The following is a 17,028-nucleotide window of genomic DNA, read 5'->3' on the forward strand; positions in this document are numbered from 1 at the left end:
CTTGGAATATTACAATACTGCACTACCGCTGTATCGTGCAATAGGTAACAGGAGTGGGGAAGCTACTACTCTGGTTAGTTTTGGCGCAGTTTACTCTGCTTTAGGGGAAAAGCCCAAAGCCTTGGAATATTATAATACTGCACTACCACTGTATCGCGCGGTGGGCAACAGGAGTGGGGAAGCTACTACCCTTGGTCATATCGCCAGCCTAGAACGGAGTCGCGGTAACTTGCAAGCAGCCCGCACCAATATAGAAGCAGCTATTAAAATTATCGAAGAATTACGCACCAAAATTGACAGCCAAGAACTTCGCACTTCTTACTTTGCCACAGTTCAAGGTTATTACAAATTCTATATTGACTTGCTGATGGAACTGCACAAAAAAGACCCATCAAAAGCATATGATGCATTAGCCCTGCACATCAGCGAACGCTCCCGCGCCAGAACTCTCATAGAGTTATTAAACGAAGCAAATGCCAAAATTCTCAAAGGCGCAAACCCAGAACTCATAAAACAGGAACGCAGCTTACTACAGCAAATTGATGCTAGAGATACGCTACGACGAGATTTACAAACTTCATCAAATAAAAACGACCCCACCACCAAAGCAACCATCCAAAAACTAACAACTGAAATCAGCAATCTTCTTAGCCAATACCAGGAAGTACAAGCAAAAATCCGTACTACTAACCCGCAATATGCGACATTGACAAATCCCGATCCCGAAAACGACATTCTCAAATTACCGCAAATCCAACAACAACTCGATAAAGACACTCTGTTATTGCAATATTCTTTGGGTAAAGAACGCAGCTATTTGTGGGCTGTAACTCCCACATCCATGCAAACTTACACACTTGCAGGAGGCGAGGAGATAAAAAAAGCTGCTGAGAAATTCCATACAAGTTTACAGCAAGAAACAATCAGTGATTTAAGCATTAAAAACGCCAAACAACTTAGTAAACTTATCCTCGCACCCGTCGCTGACAAACTAGCTCTAAAGCGTTTGGTAATTGTTGCTGATGGTGGGCTGCAAACCATTCCTTTTGCGGCTTTGGCTGACTTAACCGCAAATAAATACCAACCACTGTTAATAAACCATGAAATTGTCAATTTACCCTCAGCTTCAACCATCGCTTTCCAACGCCAACAACTCACTAAGCGCCAACCCGCACCCAAAGCTTTGGCTATTCTCGCTGACCCGGTATACAGTGCTACCGACTCACGAGTGACAGGTAGACCAGCAAATTCCCAAATCGCCCCCAACCTCGAACTTGAGCGCTCTGCTCTCAATCGTTCCGCTAGAAGCCTCAAACGCGATGGTTGGGACAGGCTAAAAAACACAGCAATAGAAGCAAAAGAAATTTTAAAGCTAATACCTTCAACAAAAAGCCTGGAAGCCTTAAATTTTGATGCTAACTACAACTGGGCAACCAGCCGCGCCCTAACTCAATTCCGTATTCTGCATTTTGCCACTCACGGCTTTGTCAATCAAGACCAACCGGAGTTATCCGGGATTGTACTGTCATTAGTTGATAAAAAAGGCAACCCCATCAGTGGCTACTTGCGCTTGGGAGATTTGTTTAACCAAGATTACCCAGCAGAGTTAATCGTCTTGAGTGCCTGCGAAACTGGACTTGGTAAAAACATCAACGGTGAGGGTTTAGTTGGCTTAACACGCGGGTTGATGTATGCAGGTGCCGCGCGGGTTGCAGTTTCCCTGTGGCAAGTTAACGATGAAGGCACATCGGTACTGATGCAGGAATTTTACAAACAGATGTTGCAGCAAGGTAAAACCCCTGCTGAGGCATTGCGTGCAGCCCAAAGGAAGTTATGGGAAAGCTCAGATTGGCATAGTCCTTATTACTGGGCAGGTTTCACTGTGCAGGGGGAATGGCGGTAAAGAAGGCGGAGGGCAGAAGCGATCAGAGGGAGAAGTTTTTAGCGATGTCAACGACAAGCCGCTCCGCGTCTACGCATCGGCTTGTGATATTAATGCATCGGTCTGTTATGCCATTGCATCGGCTTGTGATATTAATGCATCGGTCTGCAATTGAATTGCATTGGTCTGTTATGCCATTGCGTCGGCTTGTTATATTAACGCATCGCCCTGCAATTGAATTGCATTGGTCTGTTATGCCATTGCATCGGCTTGTGATATTAATGCATCGGTTGCCTCATTTTGGCAGCGTAGCCACAAAATACGACATGGAGCCAGAGGAGATGGTTCGATCTGTGCGAGCGCGCCTGGCTTAGTTAATACATACATTGTGTGGAGCGATCGCCCTTTATTTTTGTGGCCAGCCTCCTTCGGAGAAGCTTTGCTAACGCTGATGACTTCACTCCCCAAATTGCACCAACCAAGCAAAATCCAAAATGGGATAGCAAAGTGTAAGCCCTATGAGGAAGAAGCTTGAATAAAGAAATTCTAGAGAGGACGTAAAGGACTTTTGTATTTTTTGAATATGTTTTGGTGCTAACTGGGTACTTTAAGACAAGCAGAGGTGTAGATGGTGATATCTGCATTTACTGATTACTCTTGCTATTTACAATTCAACATGAATAAAGATGAATGTTATTGAATACACAGCAAGTAGACTCGTCCTCTATGATCGCTCGGTACTTAAATATTGGCGTGTAGGTTGCCTTTACACATTAGGCGTCACAGCTTTTTTTGCTATTATTGCATCACCTTTGACTATGGTAATTCCATCACTTGCATGGAATTTCTTGACAGAAGAACTCATGGCAACTCTAACATGCACTCGTACTCAATCATCACAAAATATGTGTCAGCTTGTGTGATCGCGGCACATAGGACAACAGGTAATTAATATTCCCGTTAATGATTTGCAGAGTGCTACTGTTATCAGTAGAACATTTTTTGGTAGAAAAAAATTTCAACCTAAGGAAAGATCCTATTTGTATTATTATGTTTCACTTAATAATAAATGGGGTTCTATTCGTTTAACTCAACATGAGTTTAATAATGAAAAAGAGCAAAAAAATCACGCTGCTAAAATCAATCACTTCATTCACAATTCAAATGAGCAATATTTAAATCTACAGCAAAAATTCAAGCAAGAAAAATTGACATTTATGTCGATTTTCTTTTTGGTTATTGTTTCTATTTGCGGGTTGATAATCATCGCAGTTCCATTGACAATTATGTCTTTTGCTATGCTTTATGCACTACGGGGAACAACCTGTACTTTTGATAAAGTGGCAGGAATGATGATACTCAAACATGAGGCACTTAGAAACACTTTTGAGCCTATTGTAATTCAGTGCCCTATTGAGGAAATTACAGATATTCAAATTAAAGCATTCTACGGCAGAGGTAATACCTGGAAAATTGAGTTAATCTTGGAAAAGAGTCCACCCATTTCGTTGAATTGGATGGAAACTCCAGATAAGCAAGAAAAAATAGCTGCTGCTGATTGCATTCGGAAATTTCTCAACCTACAAAATTTCTAATTTTAGCGATCGCTCTTCTAAGGTTAATTGCTAGAAACTTCATTCAAGCTTGAGTTTGTCTGTTGTGAAATATACCTCTGTTTGAGTACCGAGAGTATCCCGATAATTACTACCCGTATTGACAATGACACTATATGGATTAATTGTTGGTAGTGGGGATGAATGTAAAACATAAATTTTATCATTGATGATTATCTTTCCTGAAGAAATTTGTTTCAGCTTTTTGATAGACTCAACATCAACATCGCCATTGCGATAACAGAGTCTTCCAAAAGCTAAACCTGTTGCTTGTGGAGGAACTGTGAGCAAATAAAAATAGTCGGGATGTAACCATTCCTGCCAACTATCATCGCCACCTTTGCCAATATATTGAATCGATGACTGAGGCACTTTTGACCAAGTTTGGGAAGAAAGTGCTTTTGGAAAAATAATTACTTTTAGTTCTTTTTTGCCACTAAGAGAAACTTTGATGATATACGTTCCATCACGGAACTTAACTCCAGAATTATCGTAATTTTTAACTGCGATTTGTGTAAGAGTTTTACTACTGTGACACAATTTAGTCCGCTTATTGCCTGGGAATTGAAAAGCTGCATAAACTATAATGCATATCAATATTAAACAAATAGGGATAAAACTAAACCGAAGTCGATGAATTTTCATGACTCTCAGGATAATAGCTTCTCAATCAGTCTTAACACCAGGAATTGTAATTGCCACTAACGTTACCGTCAAGGGTTTTTACTTGTCTTACTGGTTCTGTGAAACGGATTTGAGAGATGACTTGTCTTGCCACCTCTGGTAACTTTAAGCGGCAACACCACTCTTCAAACTCAAGGGTGTTAAGCATATTAATCTCGCCTACTAGAATGGACTTTTGGTAAGCTTTTATTTGAGTTTTGAATTTTCGGCAATATTACCATTTAATTACTTCGCTACTGAAACGATCGCACTCTTATAACTATTGGCAATTCCAAGCATCGGCGATAGCAAACTGCTGTGCAGACATCCGTGTGTAGCTCTATTTAAACTATGCTTTTGAACTAAAGGCAAAATTATGGTGAAAGCTTGCCGTTTGTCCTGAACACTTTGTAAATAAATATGCTTAAAATAACGGCACTGTATACGACCTGTTGTCGTTTTTATCTTTTAAAGTCCCAGTCTGCTGTTTCAAATATAAAGTTGCCGAAGCCAAATTAAAGGAAAAGCTTGCCATTACGGCAAACTTTTCCTTTAAGTCACATGTTCTACGGCCACTTTATCCTTTAAGTTACACTACTGCGCACAACTTATGGTTACAGTCACAGAACTTCAGTCTAATATCCGAGCAGGTTTTTCTTGCTGTTCCCTGTTCACTGCCCTTTGGGCATGGTCAAAAAGTTTTGCGTTCCTCCAAATGTGCTAATATCTCTGGACGAGTTCGCCAAACAGGACGCAGTTGCTTGCGACTAAACAATGGCAGTTGGTCGGTAATGTGGGGCGAACCAGGTTGAGAAGCGTTACCGTAGCTGAGCAAAGCCATTGCTCTGACTGGCTGAGAAAACTCAATGGCCGCAACATAACTATCCCCAGCAACAGCTTGAAAGCGTTCATTGCTAGAAGGAGCAAAATTCAAGACGCGGAATATTCCTTTATCCCCTTCACCACCATTGGCAAGTAAATCTAAGTTTCCGCTACGCACTCGAAAAACTTCACCCCAAGGAACATCTAGCTTTCCATAAGCTTTTTCGACTTTTGCCGCCGCTATTTGCAGCGCTTTTGCTGCACTTGCTGGATCTTTTAAACCATCGGGTGTAGTGCGTGGGGAGTTCTCATTCCAAGGAATACTAAAAATTTGGCTGTCATCGATTTCTTGACACCAAAAGGCAAACAAGACCGCACCGCGACTATCAGCATCAGCATTGCGATCCCAAGCAGCCAAAATATCAGCAGCACGACGAGTTAATTCATCCCCATATTTTTGAGCAGCGGGAATTAAGTCATCAAGGATGCGTTCTGCAAGTTCCATTTTCGTGGAATGTTTGTACTGAATCATTTCCGCAAAAGAAATTTTGGCATCTTCAGCTAGCATCCTTGCAGAACTTTGGGATCGGAAAGACATTTCTCCTCGTGGAGCCATATAAGCAGGGTAATCATCAGCTTTGATGACAGATGGAAAAGTAGTTGTCCAAGGTGGGTCATTGGCATTTTGCAACCAACCGCTAGGCGGGTCAATCACACGCGGTAAATCCTGGTATGGGTGCATTTTTGTCCACAAAGTTTTGGATGTGTCACCAGGAATTAAGCTTTGCCAATATTGAAAGTCTCCTTGTTGACGAATCGGCACTAGACCGTTGAATAGGTGCATGATGTGCCCTTCTCGGTCTGCATACATGACGGTAAACATTGGCAGTTGCAAGCGTTGCAACACCTTTTGAAATTGGCTGAAGTTTTGCGAACGAGCCATATCCCACCATTGTTGCAACACACCAGGACGGTCTGCACCAACAACCCGCAGCGCCACAGCGACTCCATTTTTTTCTTGAACTACTGCACCGTGTACGGAACTTTTGATTACTAATGGTTGTTCAACTAACGAGCCATTTTTTTGTTTGACGTTTAACAACAACTTTTCTGTTGTAAAAGGAAGGACTTTACCATCCAAAACATAACCACCATCAGCTAACTTCAACTGATAAATATCCCAACCATCATGAGTATTGACGGTATGAGTCCAACCCAAATGATCGTTAAAGGCGATCGCTAAAACTGGAATTCCTACTAAGGTTGCTCCATAAGCATTTATCCTTGGAGCCGTAACTTGTGCTTCGTACCAGGTAAATAAATCCGACCATAACAAGTGGGGGTTTGCTAGCAACATCGCTTTACCACTAGCAGAATGTTTGGGTGCGATCGCCCAACCATTAGAACCTGCTTTCGGTTGACTTTGAGTAGCATCTGCTACCTGTCCTGGATTGACGATAAACGTAAAATACAACACTCTTTGCAAGTGCGCCAACACATCCTCAGGCTTGACAGGTAATACTATTTTTACTTCATCATCAATCAAATCAGGATGTGCTTTGGCATAAGTATTTATCCCAGTAGCAAAGGCATCTATATAACTACGAAAATCTGGATTTTGTGCCTGATACCAAGAATTAGCCCGATTGGGCACTCCCATCGTCAGTACCCATTTATCAGATTCTAAATACTCTTCTCCCCAATATTCGGCGGCTTTTCCCCTAGCTTGACCATAAAGACGCAACAGCAAGTTAGCGTGACTTTGCATCTGTGCCCAACCAAAGGACTGGAAAGCGCCTTGAGGATCTTTACCGTATATATGCGGTATGCCGTAGGTATCCCATAATATTTCTGTAGTTATAGGTGCAGCCGCAAAACTGTTATTTGCCAAAACTACAACCAAAATGGCACTGAGGATAAAAGCTAAAAATCTCGATGATTTTCTTTTTAGTGTTTGCAGGTCAATTGGCCACAAATACATCCTAATATTTAACATGATCAATTGGGGATTGGGAGACAGAGGGGCATTAAGCTTAGTAACCTTGAAAAACTCCGGAAAGTGACAGAAGAGGGGTATTATATTACTGCACAAATCAACCATTATTTTTATGATTCAAGTAACATTATCATGGTCAGGTAAGATAGTTTCTATTTCACGTAGTATACGAATTGCATAGCCGCTTATACCTACTAGCAACAAGCTTAGTGAAGATATTACATACATGAGTGCCATACCTGCACCCTTTTCAGTGCCAAATATACTGCCAAACAAGGGTGCAAAATGACCCCCTGGCATCATAGCAGGCTCGAAAACATAATCTGCGAGCGCTCCCCCAACTAAGTTAGCTACTGCCGACGTAAGTAAAAGCATCATTGCCTGGGTAGCAAAAACACGTCCTTGCAATTGCGGTTGCACTTTAGCTAACCAGATAGCATCACTGTAACTACCAAGCAAGGGATAATTAAAGGATGAGCATAATTGGGCAGGAATCCAAATAACAGGTGTACGCCCCAGACCAAGTATGATTCTGCCCAATGCGGTACCTACCATACCGAATAGTACCCCCTTAATCCGACTTTTGTAGCTACCCCATATATTAATTAGCAAAACACCCAACACACCTCCAACTCCAACTGCTGCAAATAAACTACCTAAAACACTAACATCATTACCAGAGCGTTCTAGAATCATAGGTTTGTAAATAGAATCGCCGATATCATGGATAAACCAAAATATTGCAGTCAATATTAGTAAAGCCAGCAAACTAGGACGCGAGATGATATATTTAAAACCAAAACTAATATCCTGGATAATATGTGTAGGCTCTTTTTCATTTGATTGTGCGATCGCTGGTTGTGGAATATGTATTCTTAAAACTGTGGCGATCGCAAATAAAAAAGAAGCAATATCAATACTCAAAATACCACCAAGTCCAACTACTCCGTAAAGGACACCAGCTAGTGCAGGGGCAATAATCATTGCACCATTACCAGCCAAGAAACTTAAGCTACTAGCCCTGGTGTATTGATGTTTGGGTAGCATTGTAGATATTGATGCAGAGTAGGCAAGTTCTTGGAATTGTTCAAAAGTGCGTTTGACAGCAAAAGCTATATACAGATGCCATAATTGCAGATTATTAGATAAATAAAGTAATAAAACAGTAAAAGTCACTATACCGCCTACTGTATCCCCGGCTATCATCAGAAACTTGCGGTTAATTCTATCTACAGCTACACCAGCGATAGGACTAATCAAAATTTGTGGTATTTGTGCAAAGAAATGAAACAAAGCTAATGCTGTCGCTTGATGTGTTAGTTCCCACACCCATATAGAAAAAGCAAAGGCAGTCATACTACTGCCAATTAGAGAAATCATCTGACCAACGCAGATGATCATAAATTTATACATACTGTTGTAACCAATTTATACTGTTTGGTTCACTTAACTGCATATGGATAGTAAGTTGTAGAAATATCGAATTTTAAATCAAAAGTAAAGTTAAGAGACTGGTGATTTTTCCAAATTTTACAATGTCTTTGTATTAATTAGATAGCTCTAGTTTAAATCTGAATCAGGCATCATATCTTTTTGTCTAATTTTACGATAACGATACCAATACATAACAAAACCAGTAATACAAAGGATAGTAGGAGCAAGACCAACAAAAATGTAGAGAATACGACTTGAAATGCCCCAAAATATTCCATAGTGTAAATGCTCAAAAGCACCAAGTACACTTTCTCCCAATGGTAGCTTCCGACTATCAACTACACGCAATACTTCGCTGCTATATTGATCCAAATAAACTCCACTTTCGCCAGCACTTAGAGCTTCTTGAGGTAGACGTTTATGGACATAAACTGCGTCTTCAGGTTTGTCGGGAATTGTTATCGAGATTGATGTTGCATCAGGAATAACTTTCTGAGAAATTTCCATTAGCTGAGATAGCTTTAAAGGTGCTTGATTAGGAATAGGCTTGGAAGCCACTGCTGGTGGTTGGGGAGTAAAAGTAAGCGTGTAAATAATAGGATATGACCAATCAGAAAAATTCCAGCAGAAACCCGTAAAAGCAGTGAAGGCAAGAAAGATTGCGGTCACCATTCCTGCCACTTTATGAATATCAAAGTTGATTCGTTTGGGATGGGCATTCCACTTAATTTTAAATCCAGCGATTAGCTTACGCCAACCAGGCCATAATATTAATCCTGTGACGCACAGAATGAACAACAATAGCCCTGTGATGCCAACAATAATTTCGCCATTTCTACCTAGTAAAAGACCATAGTGGATTCTGAGAGCAACCCTTTCAAAACTATAATCAGCTTCATTCCAACCCATTACTGCACCAGTGTAGGGATGAATTAATATCTGAATTAATAAATTGTTTGCATCAAAAAGTTCAACTTCGTAAGGTAAAGAAGGAGTAGCAGGCAAGTTGATACCGTATAATTTGAGATCGGGACGATTAGCGATCGCAGATTTGCCTGTTTCTAGAACTGCATCAATAGAAACCATTTGTTCTTGGGGAACTATAGTCCCAATCTGCTGAATAATTAGAGACTGTCCGATCTCAGTCTTAAAAACCAAAAGGCTACCTGTTAAACAGACAAGAGCTATTAATAGTCCTACTCCTAAACCAATATAGCGATGCAGTATGAAGGCTGTATCACGTAATTTGTGCGATTTCATCATAGGTTGCCTCTTGGTTAATTAAGAACTATAGTTTTAAACTGCCCTCTTACTCTTTATTCATCTCTTTTTCATTACAAAAAGCTTTGATTATTTATTAACTCCATCCCTTGAGAATATGGCTTTTTTAGAATTACATATTTGCGGTATGATTTTGATAGTTTTGTGGGATGTGCATCTTGCTCCTTGTAAATTTTTGTAGGTAAGATGCCTACCCTACAAATATCATCCCTTAATTCATCAATGTGGCTTTTTAAATGTAGGCAATATCCTCTTAAAAAGAGAATATAGTCTATTGCCTATATCAAAATTCAAAAGAAACAGTCCCTAGGATAGTAAGCGGCGCACCTGGAGTGACAAAAAAACTTTGAGACTCAAAATATTTAGTATCGAAGAGATTCTTGATATTCACAGCAGCTCGCCAATTATTTTGCCGATAAAAAATACTGGCATCGGTTCTTACATAAGAAGGGATTTTGATAGTATTTGGGAGAGTCGCTTCTCTTTCATCAACATAGACAAGTCCGAGTCCCAATCCTAAACCTTGCAAATTCCCCTGCTGAAACTCATAGGTTGTCCATAAACTAGCGCTGTTGTATGGCACAGATTGTAACCTGTTATTAACTAATGCTTCATTATTGTCTTCGCTAACAAAAGCATCGGTATAAGCATAAGTAGCAATAATTTTCCATCCTGGTAAAATTTCACCTGTGATATCTAATTCCACACCACGGCTTTTTTGTTCACCAGTCTGAACACTGAAGTTAAAATCTTCTGGGTCAGTAGTTAGCACATTATTTTTGCTGATGTCGAAATATGCTAAAGTCGCTGAGAGCCGATTGTTAAAGAATTCCTGTTTGATGCCAACCTCAAATTGTTCTCCAGTTTCTGGCTTAAACGCCTCACCTGTACGGCTGCGTCCAAAAATTTGAGGGTTAAAATAATTTGTCCAACTTGCATAGAGTGAAGTTGAGCTAGTGGGTTGATAAACAATACCGACTCGTGGCGAAAAGTTTGAATCTGAGACGTCATTAAGCGACGTATTAGTTACTGGGTCTCTGTTGAAAGAATCTACCCAATCAAAGCGACCACCAGCTAATAACTTTAAATTAGGTGTTAGTTCTACAAGATTCTGGAAATATAGTGCTATATTTCTCCCACCATATTCACCAGCAAAAAAGGGTTCAAAAGTTCCTGGTTGAGCGCCATATACCGGATTAAAGATATCTATTCCAGCAATGGGAGCGGTGAAAAATTCGTAAGCAAATCTGTAGTTTGCTAATTCTACACCGAACAAAATATTATGCCGAATAGAACCTGTATTAAACTTACCGCTAATTTCGGTTTGCAGAGAAATGTTTTCTTGCTCTTCATCCGATCTTTCTGCTGTTCGTGGAAGTGTTCGACCGTCTTCTAACAAAAAAGGCTCAGAGTAATTAGCAGGGGGTGCTGATAGAGTACTTCCATTGGTACTGATGACATTAAAACCTTGTCGCAACTTCCAGTCATTATTAAATTCGTGCTCTAATTTGAAAGTAAATGAGTTGGTCTTAAAATCAGCATCATTTAAGCCAGGTTCTCCTAGAAAACGGCTGATGGGGAGATCAAAAAATTCCCTTCCAGGTGGAAACCCTCTTTCAAATGTGTAGTCAAACTTTTGATATTCGTACTCAAATGTCATATTGGTTCGTGGGCCAATATTCACGGAGACTACTGGAGATATAAAGAAGCTTTCGTTTTCCACAAAATCACGGAAGCTCCCAGAGTTTTCGTAGGCGACATTTAGCCGATACAGTACTGATTTATCGTCTGTTAAAGGCCCAGTCAAATCAATTGTTGGGCGATAAAAGTCATAACTTCCAATTGCCATACCTACCCTGTAAAAAGGGTCTGCTAGAGGCCTCTTTGTTATTGTATTGACGACACCACCAGGATTACTAGAACTTCCATAAAGTACTGATGCCGGGCCTTTAAGAAACTCAACTCGCTCAATATTAGCGACATCACGAGGACTAAGAAAGCCAAAATCTTTAAAACCGTTGCGGAGAGAGTCAAAACCTGTACCAAAGCCACGAATAAAGTAACCTTGAGAAGACACTCCGCCATAACCTGATTGCTGTTGTACGCCACTGACGTTATTAGCTAACTCATTCAAACGTACTACTTGACGGTCTTCTATAACTTCTTTTGGTATCACTTGAACAGATGCGGGAATATCTCGTAGCGGCGCATCTATTTTTGTTGCAGTGGATGACTCTTGTACGCGATATCCGTCTCGCTCACCTGTGACTGTTAACTCAATTGGCTCGTCAGAGGTGGTTGGCTGTTCTGGCTGGGTTGGTTCTGTTGGTGTTTGGGGTTGCGCGTCTGCTTGGGTAGAAGATGCAACTGAAGCTACACCAAAAATCAAACCTTGGTCACTATCAAATAGCTCTATTTTCGGAATACTGTCTACTCCTGTTACAGCGACTCTGATAGTATTGGCATCAGAGTTAGTCACTGAGACTTCACTAACTCCAGCAATGGGTTTCTCTTGGCGGAATGTATTGCCACTGGGTAAGCGCAGTTGAGCCGAGGTAATGTCGACGATATATGTGTTGCCTTCACTCTTTGGCAACACTTGTAATTTTTCGCCATCTGGAGTGGCCAAAATGATCTCTAAACCATTATTGGTAGAATTAAGTTGGACTCCTGTAACTTCTGCGACAGTTTGAGATGTTGATTCGGTTTGTGTTGGCTGCTGTGGTTGAGATGCAGAGATAATCGGTGTCACTGCAAAAATCAAACCTTCATCACCATCAAATAACTCTGTGTTGGGTAAACCTCCCTCACCTATGACAGTTACTCTGAGAGTATTGGTGTTAGCTTGAGTAACGCTGACAGATACAATGCCTGGTGCCGGATTATTTTGGGTAAAGTTACCACCATTGGGCAGTGCTAACACTGCATTGGGTATATCTGCTATGAAACTGTTGCCTTGATTATTATTGACTGGTTTGAGTGCTTCTGCATTGGCACTTTCTAAAATAACTTCGATGCCTTTATCTGTAGAATTTACTTTTACACCCGTAACTTTAGTAACCAAACTATCACTGTTTTGCACAAGTAATTGTGCTGCACTGGTAGAGTGAGATTTCTGGCTCTCAATAGCAGATGGTTCGGCTGTCTGTGTTCCTGCATGAGCTGGTTGCAACAAGCTGCTAATTACCGCTAATGCTAATCCCACCGAACGGATCTCACCCATTAACCCAGGCTTCATTCTTGTTACTCCTTGAACTGAACCTGTAATTAACAGGCTTTTAAGTAAAGGCTCTAGTTGCATTTTGATACTCATCCTCACACCAATTTAAAACGTCACGTCTGAACATTAATGACGCCATTATTTATCAATAATGCTTGACAATATCTATAAAAACTCTCAAGAGCTATCTGGAAATAATTTGCATTTAGCTCCTGTACTATTAGCAGACATTATCATAAAGCCTATGTGTGAGCAAGCATTTATCAAAACTTCTGAATTTATTAATCTTACTAGCTCTGGGCGAAAAGTCATTATTATTCAGCTTTTTTAGTGGATCGGTATAGTAACCTTAAAGTCAGAATTACCTGATTTGAGTTTTTGTCAACTATCTCCAGATAGTTTTTATAGAAAATTAATTTTAGACGAAAAGTTGATAATCCTTATTGACTAATATTTGCTTGCTATCTTGCGTAAGTTGTTTTAGTCTATTACAAGTAATTGAAAATAAATAGCAATAATGATGAGACTATTAAAATGAACGGTACGTCGATGGAACGCCGTTAACCTCTGTCATGCTTTTGGAAAAGGTCGCTACGGCTTGGAAACCCAGGATTATTTGTGCATCAGGATTTTGACAGTGCAATGACTCAATATGCCAATGATTTACAAGAAATGGTCTGTAAGTGTTCGACAGTGGTGGAGCTACTGCGTTACAGGTCTGTAGAGCAAGCAAACGCTGAGGCTTTTACTTTTCTGCACGATGGAGAAGCGCAAGCAGCGAGTCTTACCTATCAAGAATTAGATCGGCAAAGTAGAGCGATCGCATCCCAACTCCAAATTTTAGGTTTAACTGGAGAGCGTGCGTTACTACTTTATCCACCAGGGATCGATTACTTACCAGCCTTCTTTGGGTGTCTATATGCCGGGGTGGTAGCAGTCCCAGCATATCCGCCACGCAATGGGCGCAACACCCCCAGAATCTCGGCAATTTTACAAGATGCACAAACAGCAGTAATCCTGACAACAAAAGCAATGCTGGCTCAATTGAAGTCTTTGCTGGCCGAGAAATTTGATATAGATAATATTCACTGGCTAACTACCAACAACCTCACACCAGATATAGAAGAAGCTTGGCAAGAGCCTTTTATCAATACAGATACTCTGGCGTTTTTGCAATACACTTCTGGTTCTACTGGCACACCCAAAGGTGTCATGCTTACTCATGGCAACTTGCTACACAATGCTGAGGTGACGCGCCAGTATATGGAACATTCCTCTAGTAGTAAATTTGTAACTTGGCTGCCCGTCTATCATGATATGGGGCTGATTGGCGGCGTACTGCAACCTTTGTATGGCGGTTTTCCTTGTATTATGATGCCGCCAGCTGCTTTTCTCCAACGTCCTTACCGTTGGTTAGAAACTATTTCTCGTTATAAAGGAACTACCAGTGGCGCTCCCAACTTCGCTTATGAGCTTTGTATTGAAAAAATTACCCCTGAACAACGCTCTACTCTAGATTTAAGCAGTTGGAGTGTGGCTTTTAATGGGGCAGAACCAATTCGCCAGAAGACTTTAGAGAAATTTGCTCACACGTTTGCTGAATGCGGGTTTCGTCCAGAAGCTTTTTATCCTTGTTACGGCATGGCAGAGGCCACTTTAATGGTGTCTGGTAGCATCAAGTCTGCGTTAGTAACTAGTCTATCTATACAAAAAAGCGTTTTAGAGCGCAATCATGTAATTGATGCGGTTGCTAACGAAGATAACTCAATTACATTAGTTGGTTGTGGTCGAGTTGTACCACAACAGCAGATTGTCATTGCTAATCCAGAAACCTTAACCTGTTGCGATCGCGATGAAGTTGGAGAAATTTGGGTGACTGGCCCTAGTATTGGTCATGGTTACTGGAACCGTCCAGAGGAAACAGAGCAAACCTTTCACGCTTACCTGCAAGATACAAAAGAAGGGCCATTTTTACGAACTGGAGACTTGGGCTTTTTGCACAATGGCGAACTCTTTATTACTGGTCGAGCTAAAGATTTAATTATTATTAGAGGACGCAACCTTTACCCACAAGATATAGAACTGACAGCAGAACGCAGTCATCCCTCATTACGTATTGGTAGTAGTGCCGCTTTTGCAGTAGAAGTGGACAATGAAGAAAAGTTAGTAGTGGTGCAAGAGTTGGAGTTTCGCGCCAAACCAAATCCTGAGGAAGTTACTACTGCGATTCGTCAGGCTGTAGCTCAAGAACATGAGATACAAGTTTACGCAGTTATTTTAATCAAAGGTGGTACTATTCCCAAGACTTCCAGTGGTAAGATTCAACGCCACGCTTGTAAAGCAGAGTTCCTTACAGATGGTTTACAAGTAGTTAGTAAGAGTATTCTAGATAGTGGCGAGGATTTAGACACCACAACCCTAGCGCAAGATCATACTTCTCTGACCTCATACCTGCAAGAATTGATTGCTAAAGCGTTAAAAATCCCAGTTCAGAAATTACAAACCCAACAGCCTCTAACAACTTTGGGAATAGATTCCTTGATTGCTTTTGACCTCAAAAATACGATTGAGGTAAATTTTGGGGTGAGTGTATCTATCAATGACCTTTTACAAGATGCCAGTATTGATTCCCTAACCCAGCAAATTCTGGCACAGGCAGAAAATAGCACTCCAAAACAATTGGAACTGAAGCCAATTCCTCGTGAAGCACAATTACCCTTGTGTTTGGCACAAGAAAGGTTGTGGTTCTTAGATCAATTAGAGCCTGGGAACCCATTCTACAACGTACCTATCGCGGTAAATTTAACTGGCAAGTTAGATGTAGCCATCCTAGAACAAAGCCTGAACGAAGTTGTGCAGCGTCATGAAGCTTTACGGACAAGCTTTCTATCTATGGAAGGGCGGCCAGTCCAAGTAATTGAACCCAATTTGAAGTTGCCACTGTCAGTTGTAGAATTACCAGAAGCAAATCGAGAAATGGCATTGCGCTTTGCCACTGACTTAGCCCAGCAACCCTTCAATTTAACACAAGCACCATTGCTGCGATCGCAACTATTGCGTTTGGCACAGCAGGAGCATATATTGATTCTCTGTATGCACCACATCATTTCTGATGGTTGGTCTATTGGCATTTTGCTCCGAGAACTGGCAGAGATTTACGAAGCTTTTTCTAAAGGTTTGCCCTCCCCACTTCCTGAACTTGCCATTCAATACGCAGATTTTGCCTATTGGCAGAGACAATGGCTGCAAGGTCAAGTTTTTCATAACCAACTTAATTACTGGAAGCAGCAGTTAAGTGGCAACATATCCGTATTACAACTTCCCACTGACCGTCCACGACCAGCCATACAAACCTTTACTGGCAAAAAGCAATTCTTTACTTTTCCTAAAAAACTGAGTGCAGCAGTCAACGAATTTAACCAACGAGAAGGTGCTACTCAGTTTATGACCCTCATAGCAGTATTCAAATCGCTACTTTACTGCTATACAAAGCAACAAGATATTCTGGTGGGTTCGCCTATTATTGGTCGTACTAGAACCGAAACTCAAGACCTTATTGGATTTTTTATCAATACTCTGGTTTTACGTACTGACCTTAGTGGTAATCCTAGTTTTCGAGAGTTATTAGCACGGGTGCGCCAAGTGGCTTTAAAAGCTTTTGCTCATCCAGATGTACCTTTTGAAAAGCTAGTAGAAGAATTGCAGCCAGAGAGAAACTTAAGCTACAACCCACTGTTCCAAGTCATGTTCATCCTCCAAAATGCTCCGATACCAGCTATAGAACTTCCAGAACTGACTTTGCACCCCCAAGAAGTTGATAGTGGCACATCTAAGTTCGATTTGAAGTTTAGTATTTGGGAAAGTTCAGAAGGCTTTCAAGGTTCCTTGGAATATAAAACAGACTTGTTTAACACCACAACTATTGCACGAATTATCAATCATTTTGAAATACTTTTAGGTTGTGTTGTTGAACAGCCGGAAATGAGAGTTGGCGTATTAGAAGAAATCCTCTCACAAACCGATAAAGAAAAACAAATAATTAAAGAAAAAGAACTTGAACAGGCTTCTATGCAAAAGCTGAAATTTGCCAAACGAAAGACAATTAATGGAATATAAA

At 40.8% G+C, this 17,028-nt stretch carries 10 protein-coding genes; 4 read left to right on the forward strand and 6 right to left on the reverse strand.

The genetic code is table 11. From position 1 onward, the window contains the following. From BV372_RS33415 to BV372_RS33425, 3 genes are all read left to right on the forward strand, one after another. Positions 1 to 1,903, forward strand: a 1,903-nt coding sequence (locus BV372_RS33415) for a CHAT domain-containing tetratricopeptide repeat protein (RefSeq protein ID WP_256973606.1), incomplete at its 5' end; no start/stop codon positions are given. 44 nt (positions 1,904 to 1,947) lie between these two features. Next, the gene (locus BV372_RS35715) at positions 1,948 to 2,256 is read left to right on the forward strand and encodes a hypothetical protein (RefSeq protein ID WP_143845472.1); all 309 of its coding nucleotides are present in this window, start codon (positions 1,948 to 1,950) and stop codon (positions 2,254 to 2,256) included. Positions 2,257 to 2,922: 666 nt separating this feature from the next. After that, positions 2,923 to 3,477, forward strand: a complete 555-nt coding sequence (locus tag BV372_RS33425; RefSeq protein WP_218776808.1) for a hypothetical protein — start codon at positions 2,923 to 2,925, stop codon at positions 3,475 to 3,477. Between the two features lie 39 nt (positions 3,478 to 3,516). Here the strand turns inward: BV372_RS33425 and BV372_RS33430 are convergent, their stop codons facing one another. The 6 genes from BV372_RS33430 to BV372_RS33450 all read right to left on the reverse strand — a co-directional run bounded on the left by BV372_RS33430 (position 3,517) and on the right by BV372_RS33450 (position 12,992). Next, on the reverse strand, positions 3,517 to 4,035 hold the full coding sequence (locus BV372_RS33430) for a hypothetical protein (RefSeq protein ID WP_256973608.1): 519 nt from the start codon (positions 4,033 to 4,035) through the stop codon (positions 3,517 to 3,519). Positions 4,036 to 4,171: 136 nt separating this feature from the next. Beyond that, on the reverse strand, positions 4,172 to 4,327 hold the full coding sequence (locus BV372_RS36945) for a hypothetical protein (protein ID WP_179198326.1): 156 nt from the start codon (positions 4,325 to 4,327) through the stop codon (positions 4,172 to 4,174). A gap of 522 nt (positions 4,328 to 4,849) precedes the next feature. Further along, positions 4,850 to 6,961 (reverse strand): acylase, encoded by a 2,112-nt coding sequence (locus tag BV372_RS33435; protein WP_086691609.1) that lies wholly within the window; start codon positions 6,959 to 6,961, stop codon positions 4,850 to 4,852. Between the two features lie 132 nt (positions 6,962 to 7,093). Next, positions 7,094 to 8,377 carry an MFS transporter gene (locus tag BV372_RS33440; protein ID WP_256973610.1) on the reverse strand — a complete coding sequence of 428 codons (1,284 nt, stop codon included), beginning with the start codon at positions 8,375 to 8,377 and terminating at the stop codon, positions 7,094 to 7,096. 159 nt (positions 8,378 to 8,536) lie between these two features. Next, positions 8,537 to 9,673, reverse strand: coding sequence for a PepSY domain-containing protein (locus BV372_RS33445; RefSeq protein ID WP_306299030.1), 1,137 nt, complete (start codon positions 9,671 to 9,673; stop codon positions 8,537 to 8,539). 301 nt (positions 9,674 to 9,974) lie between these two features. After that, a complete protein-coding gene (locus BV372_RS33450) occupies positions 9,975 to 12,992 on the reverse strand; it encodes a TonB-dependent siderophore receptor (protein ID WP_143845476.1) in 3,018 nt (1,005 codons plus the stop codon). Positions 12,993 to 13,553: 561 nt separating this feature from the next. Between BV372_RS33450 and BV372_RS33460 the strand changes: the two genes are divergently transcribed. After that, the gene (locus tag BV372_RS33460) at positions 13,554 to 17,027 is read left to right on the forward strand and encodes a condensation domain-containing protein (protein WP_086691617.1); all 3,474 of its coding nucleotides are present in this window, start codon (positions 13,554 to 13,556) and stop codon (positions 17,025 to 17,027) included. Position 17,028 lies beyond the last annotated feature (1 nt).

The sequence above is a fragment of the Nostoc sp. T09 genome (genome assembly GCF_002154695.1).
Lineage (GTDB): Bacteria > Cyanobacteriota > Cyanobacteriia > Cyanobacteriales > Nostocaceae > Aulosira.

Coding starts and splice junctions, on each gene's coding strand:
- BV372_RS33460 (WP_086691617.1), top strand. CDS start 13,554: ATGACTCAATATGCCAATGATTTACAAGAAATGGTCTGTAAGTGTTCG.
- BV372_RS33440 (WP_256973610.1), bottom strand. CDS start 8,377: ATGATCATCTGCGTTGGTCAGATGATTTCTCTAATTGGCAGTAGTATG.
- BV372_RS36945 (WP_179198326.1), bottom strand. CDS start 4,327: ATGCTTAACACCCTTGAGTTTGAAGAGTGGTGTTGCCGCTTAAAGTTA.
- BV372_RS33435 (WP_086691609.1), bottom strand. CDS start 6,961: ATGTATTTGTGGCCAATTGACCTGCAAACACTAAAAAGAAAATCATCG.
- BV372_RS35715 (WP_143845472.1), top strand. CDS start 1,948: ATGTCAACGACAAGCCGCTCCGCGTCTACGCATCGGCTTGTGATATTA.
- BV372_RS33450 (WP_143845476.1), bottom strand. CDS start 12,992: ATGCAACTAGAGCCTTTACTTAAAAGCCTGTTAATTACAGGTTCAGTT.
- BV372_RS33445 (WP_306299030.1), bottom strand. CDS start 9,673: ATGATGAAATCGCACAAATTACGTGATACAGCCTTCATACTGCATCGC.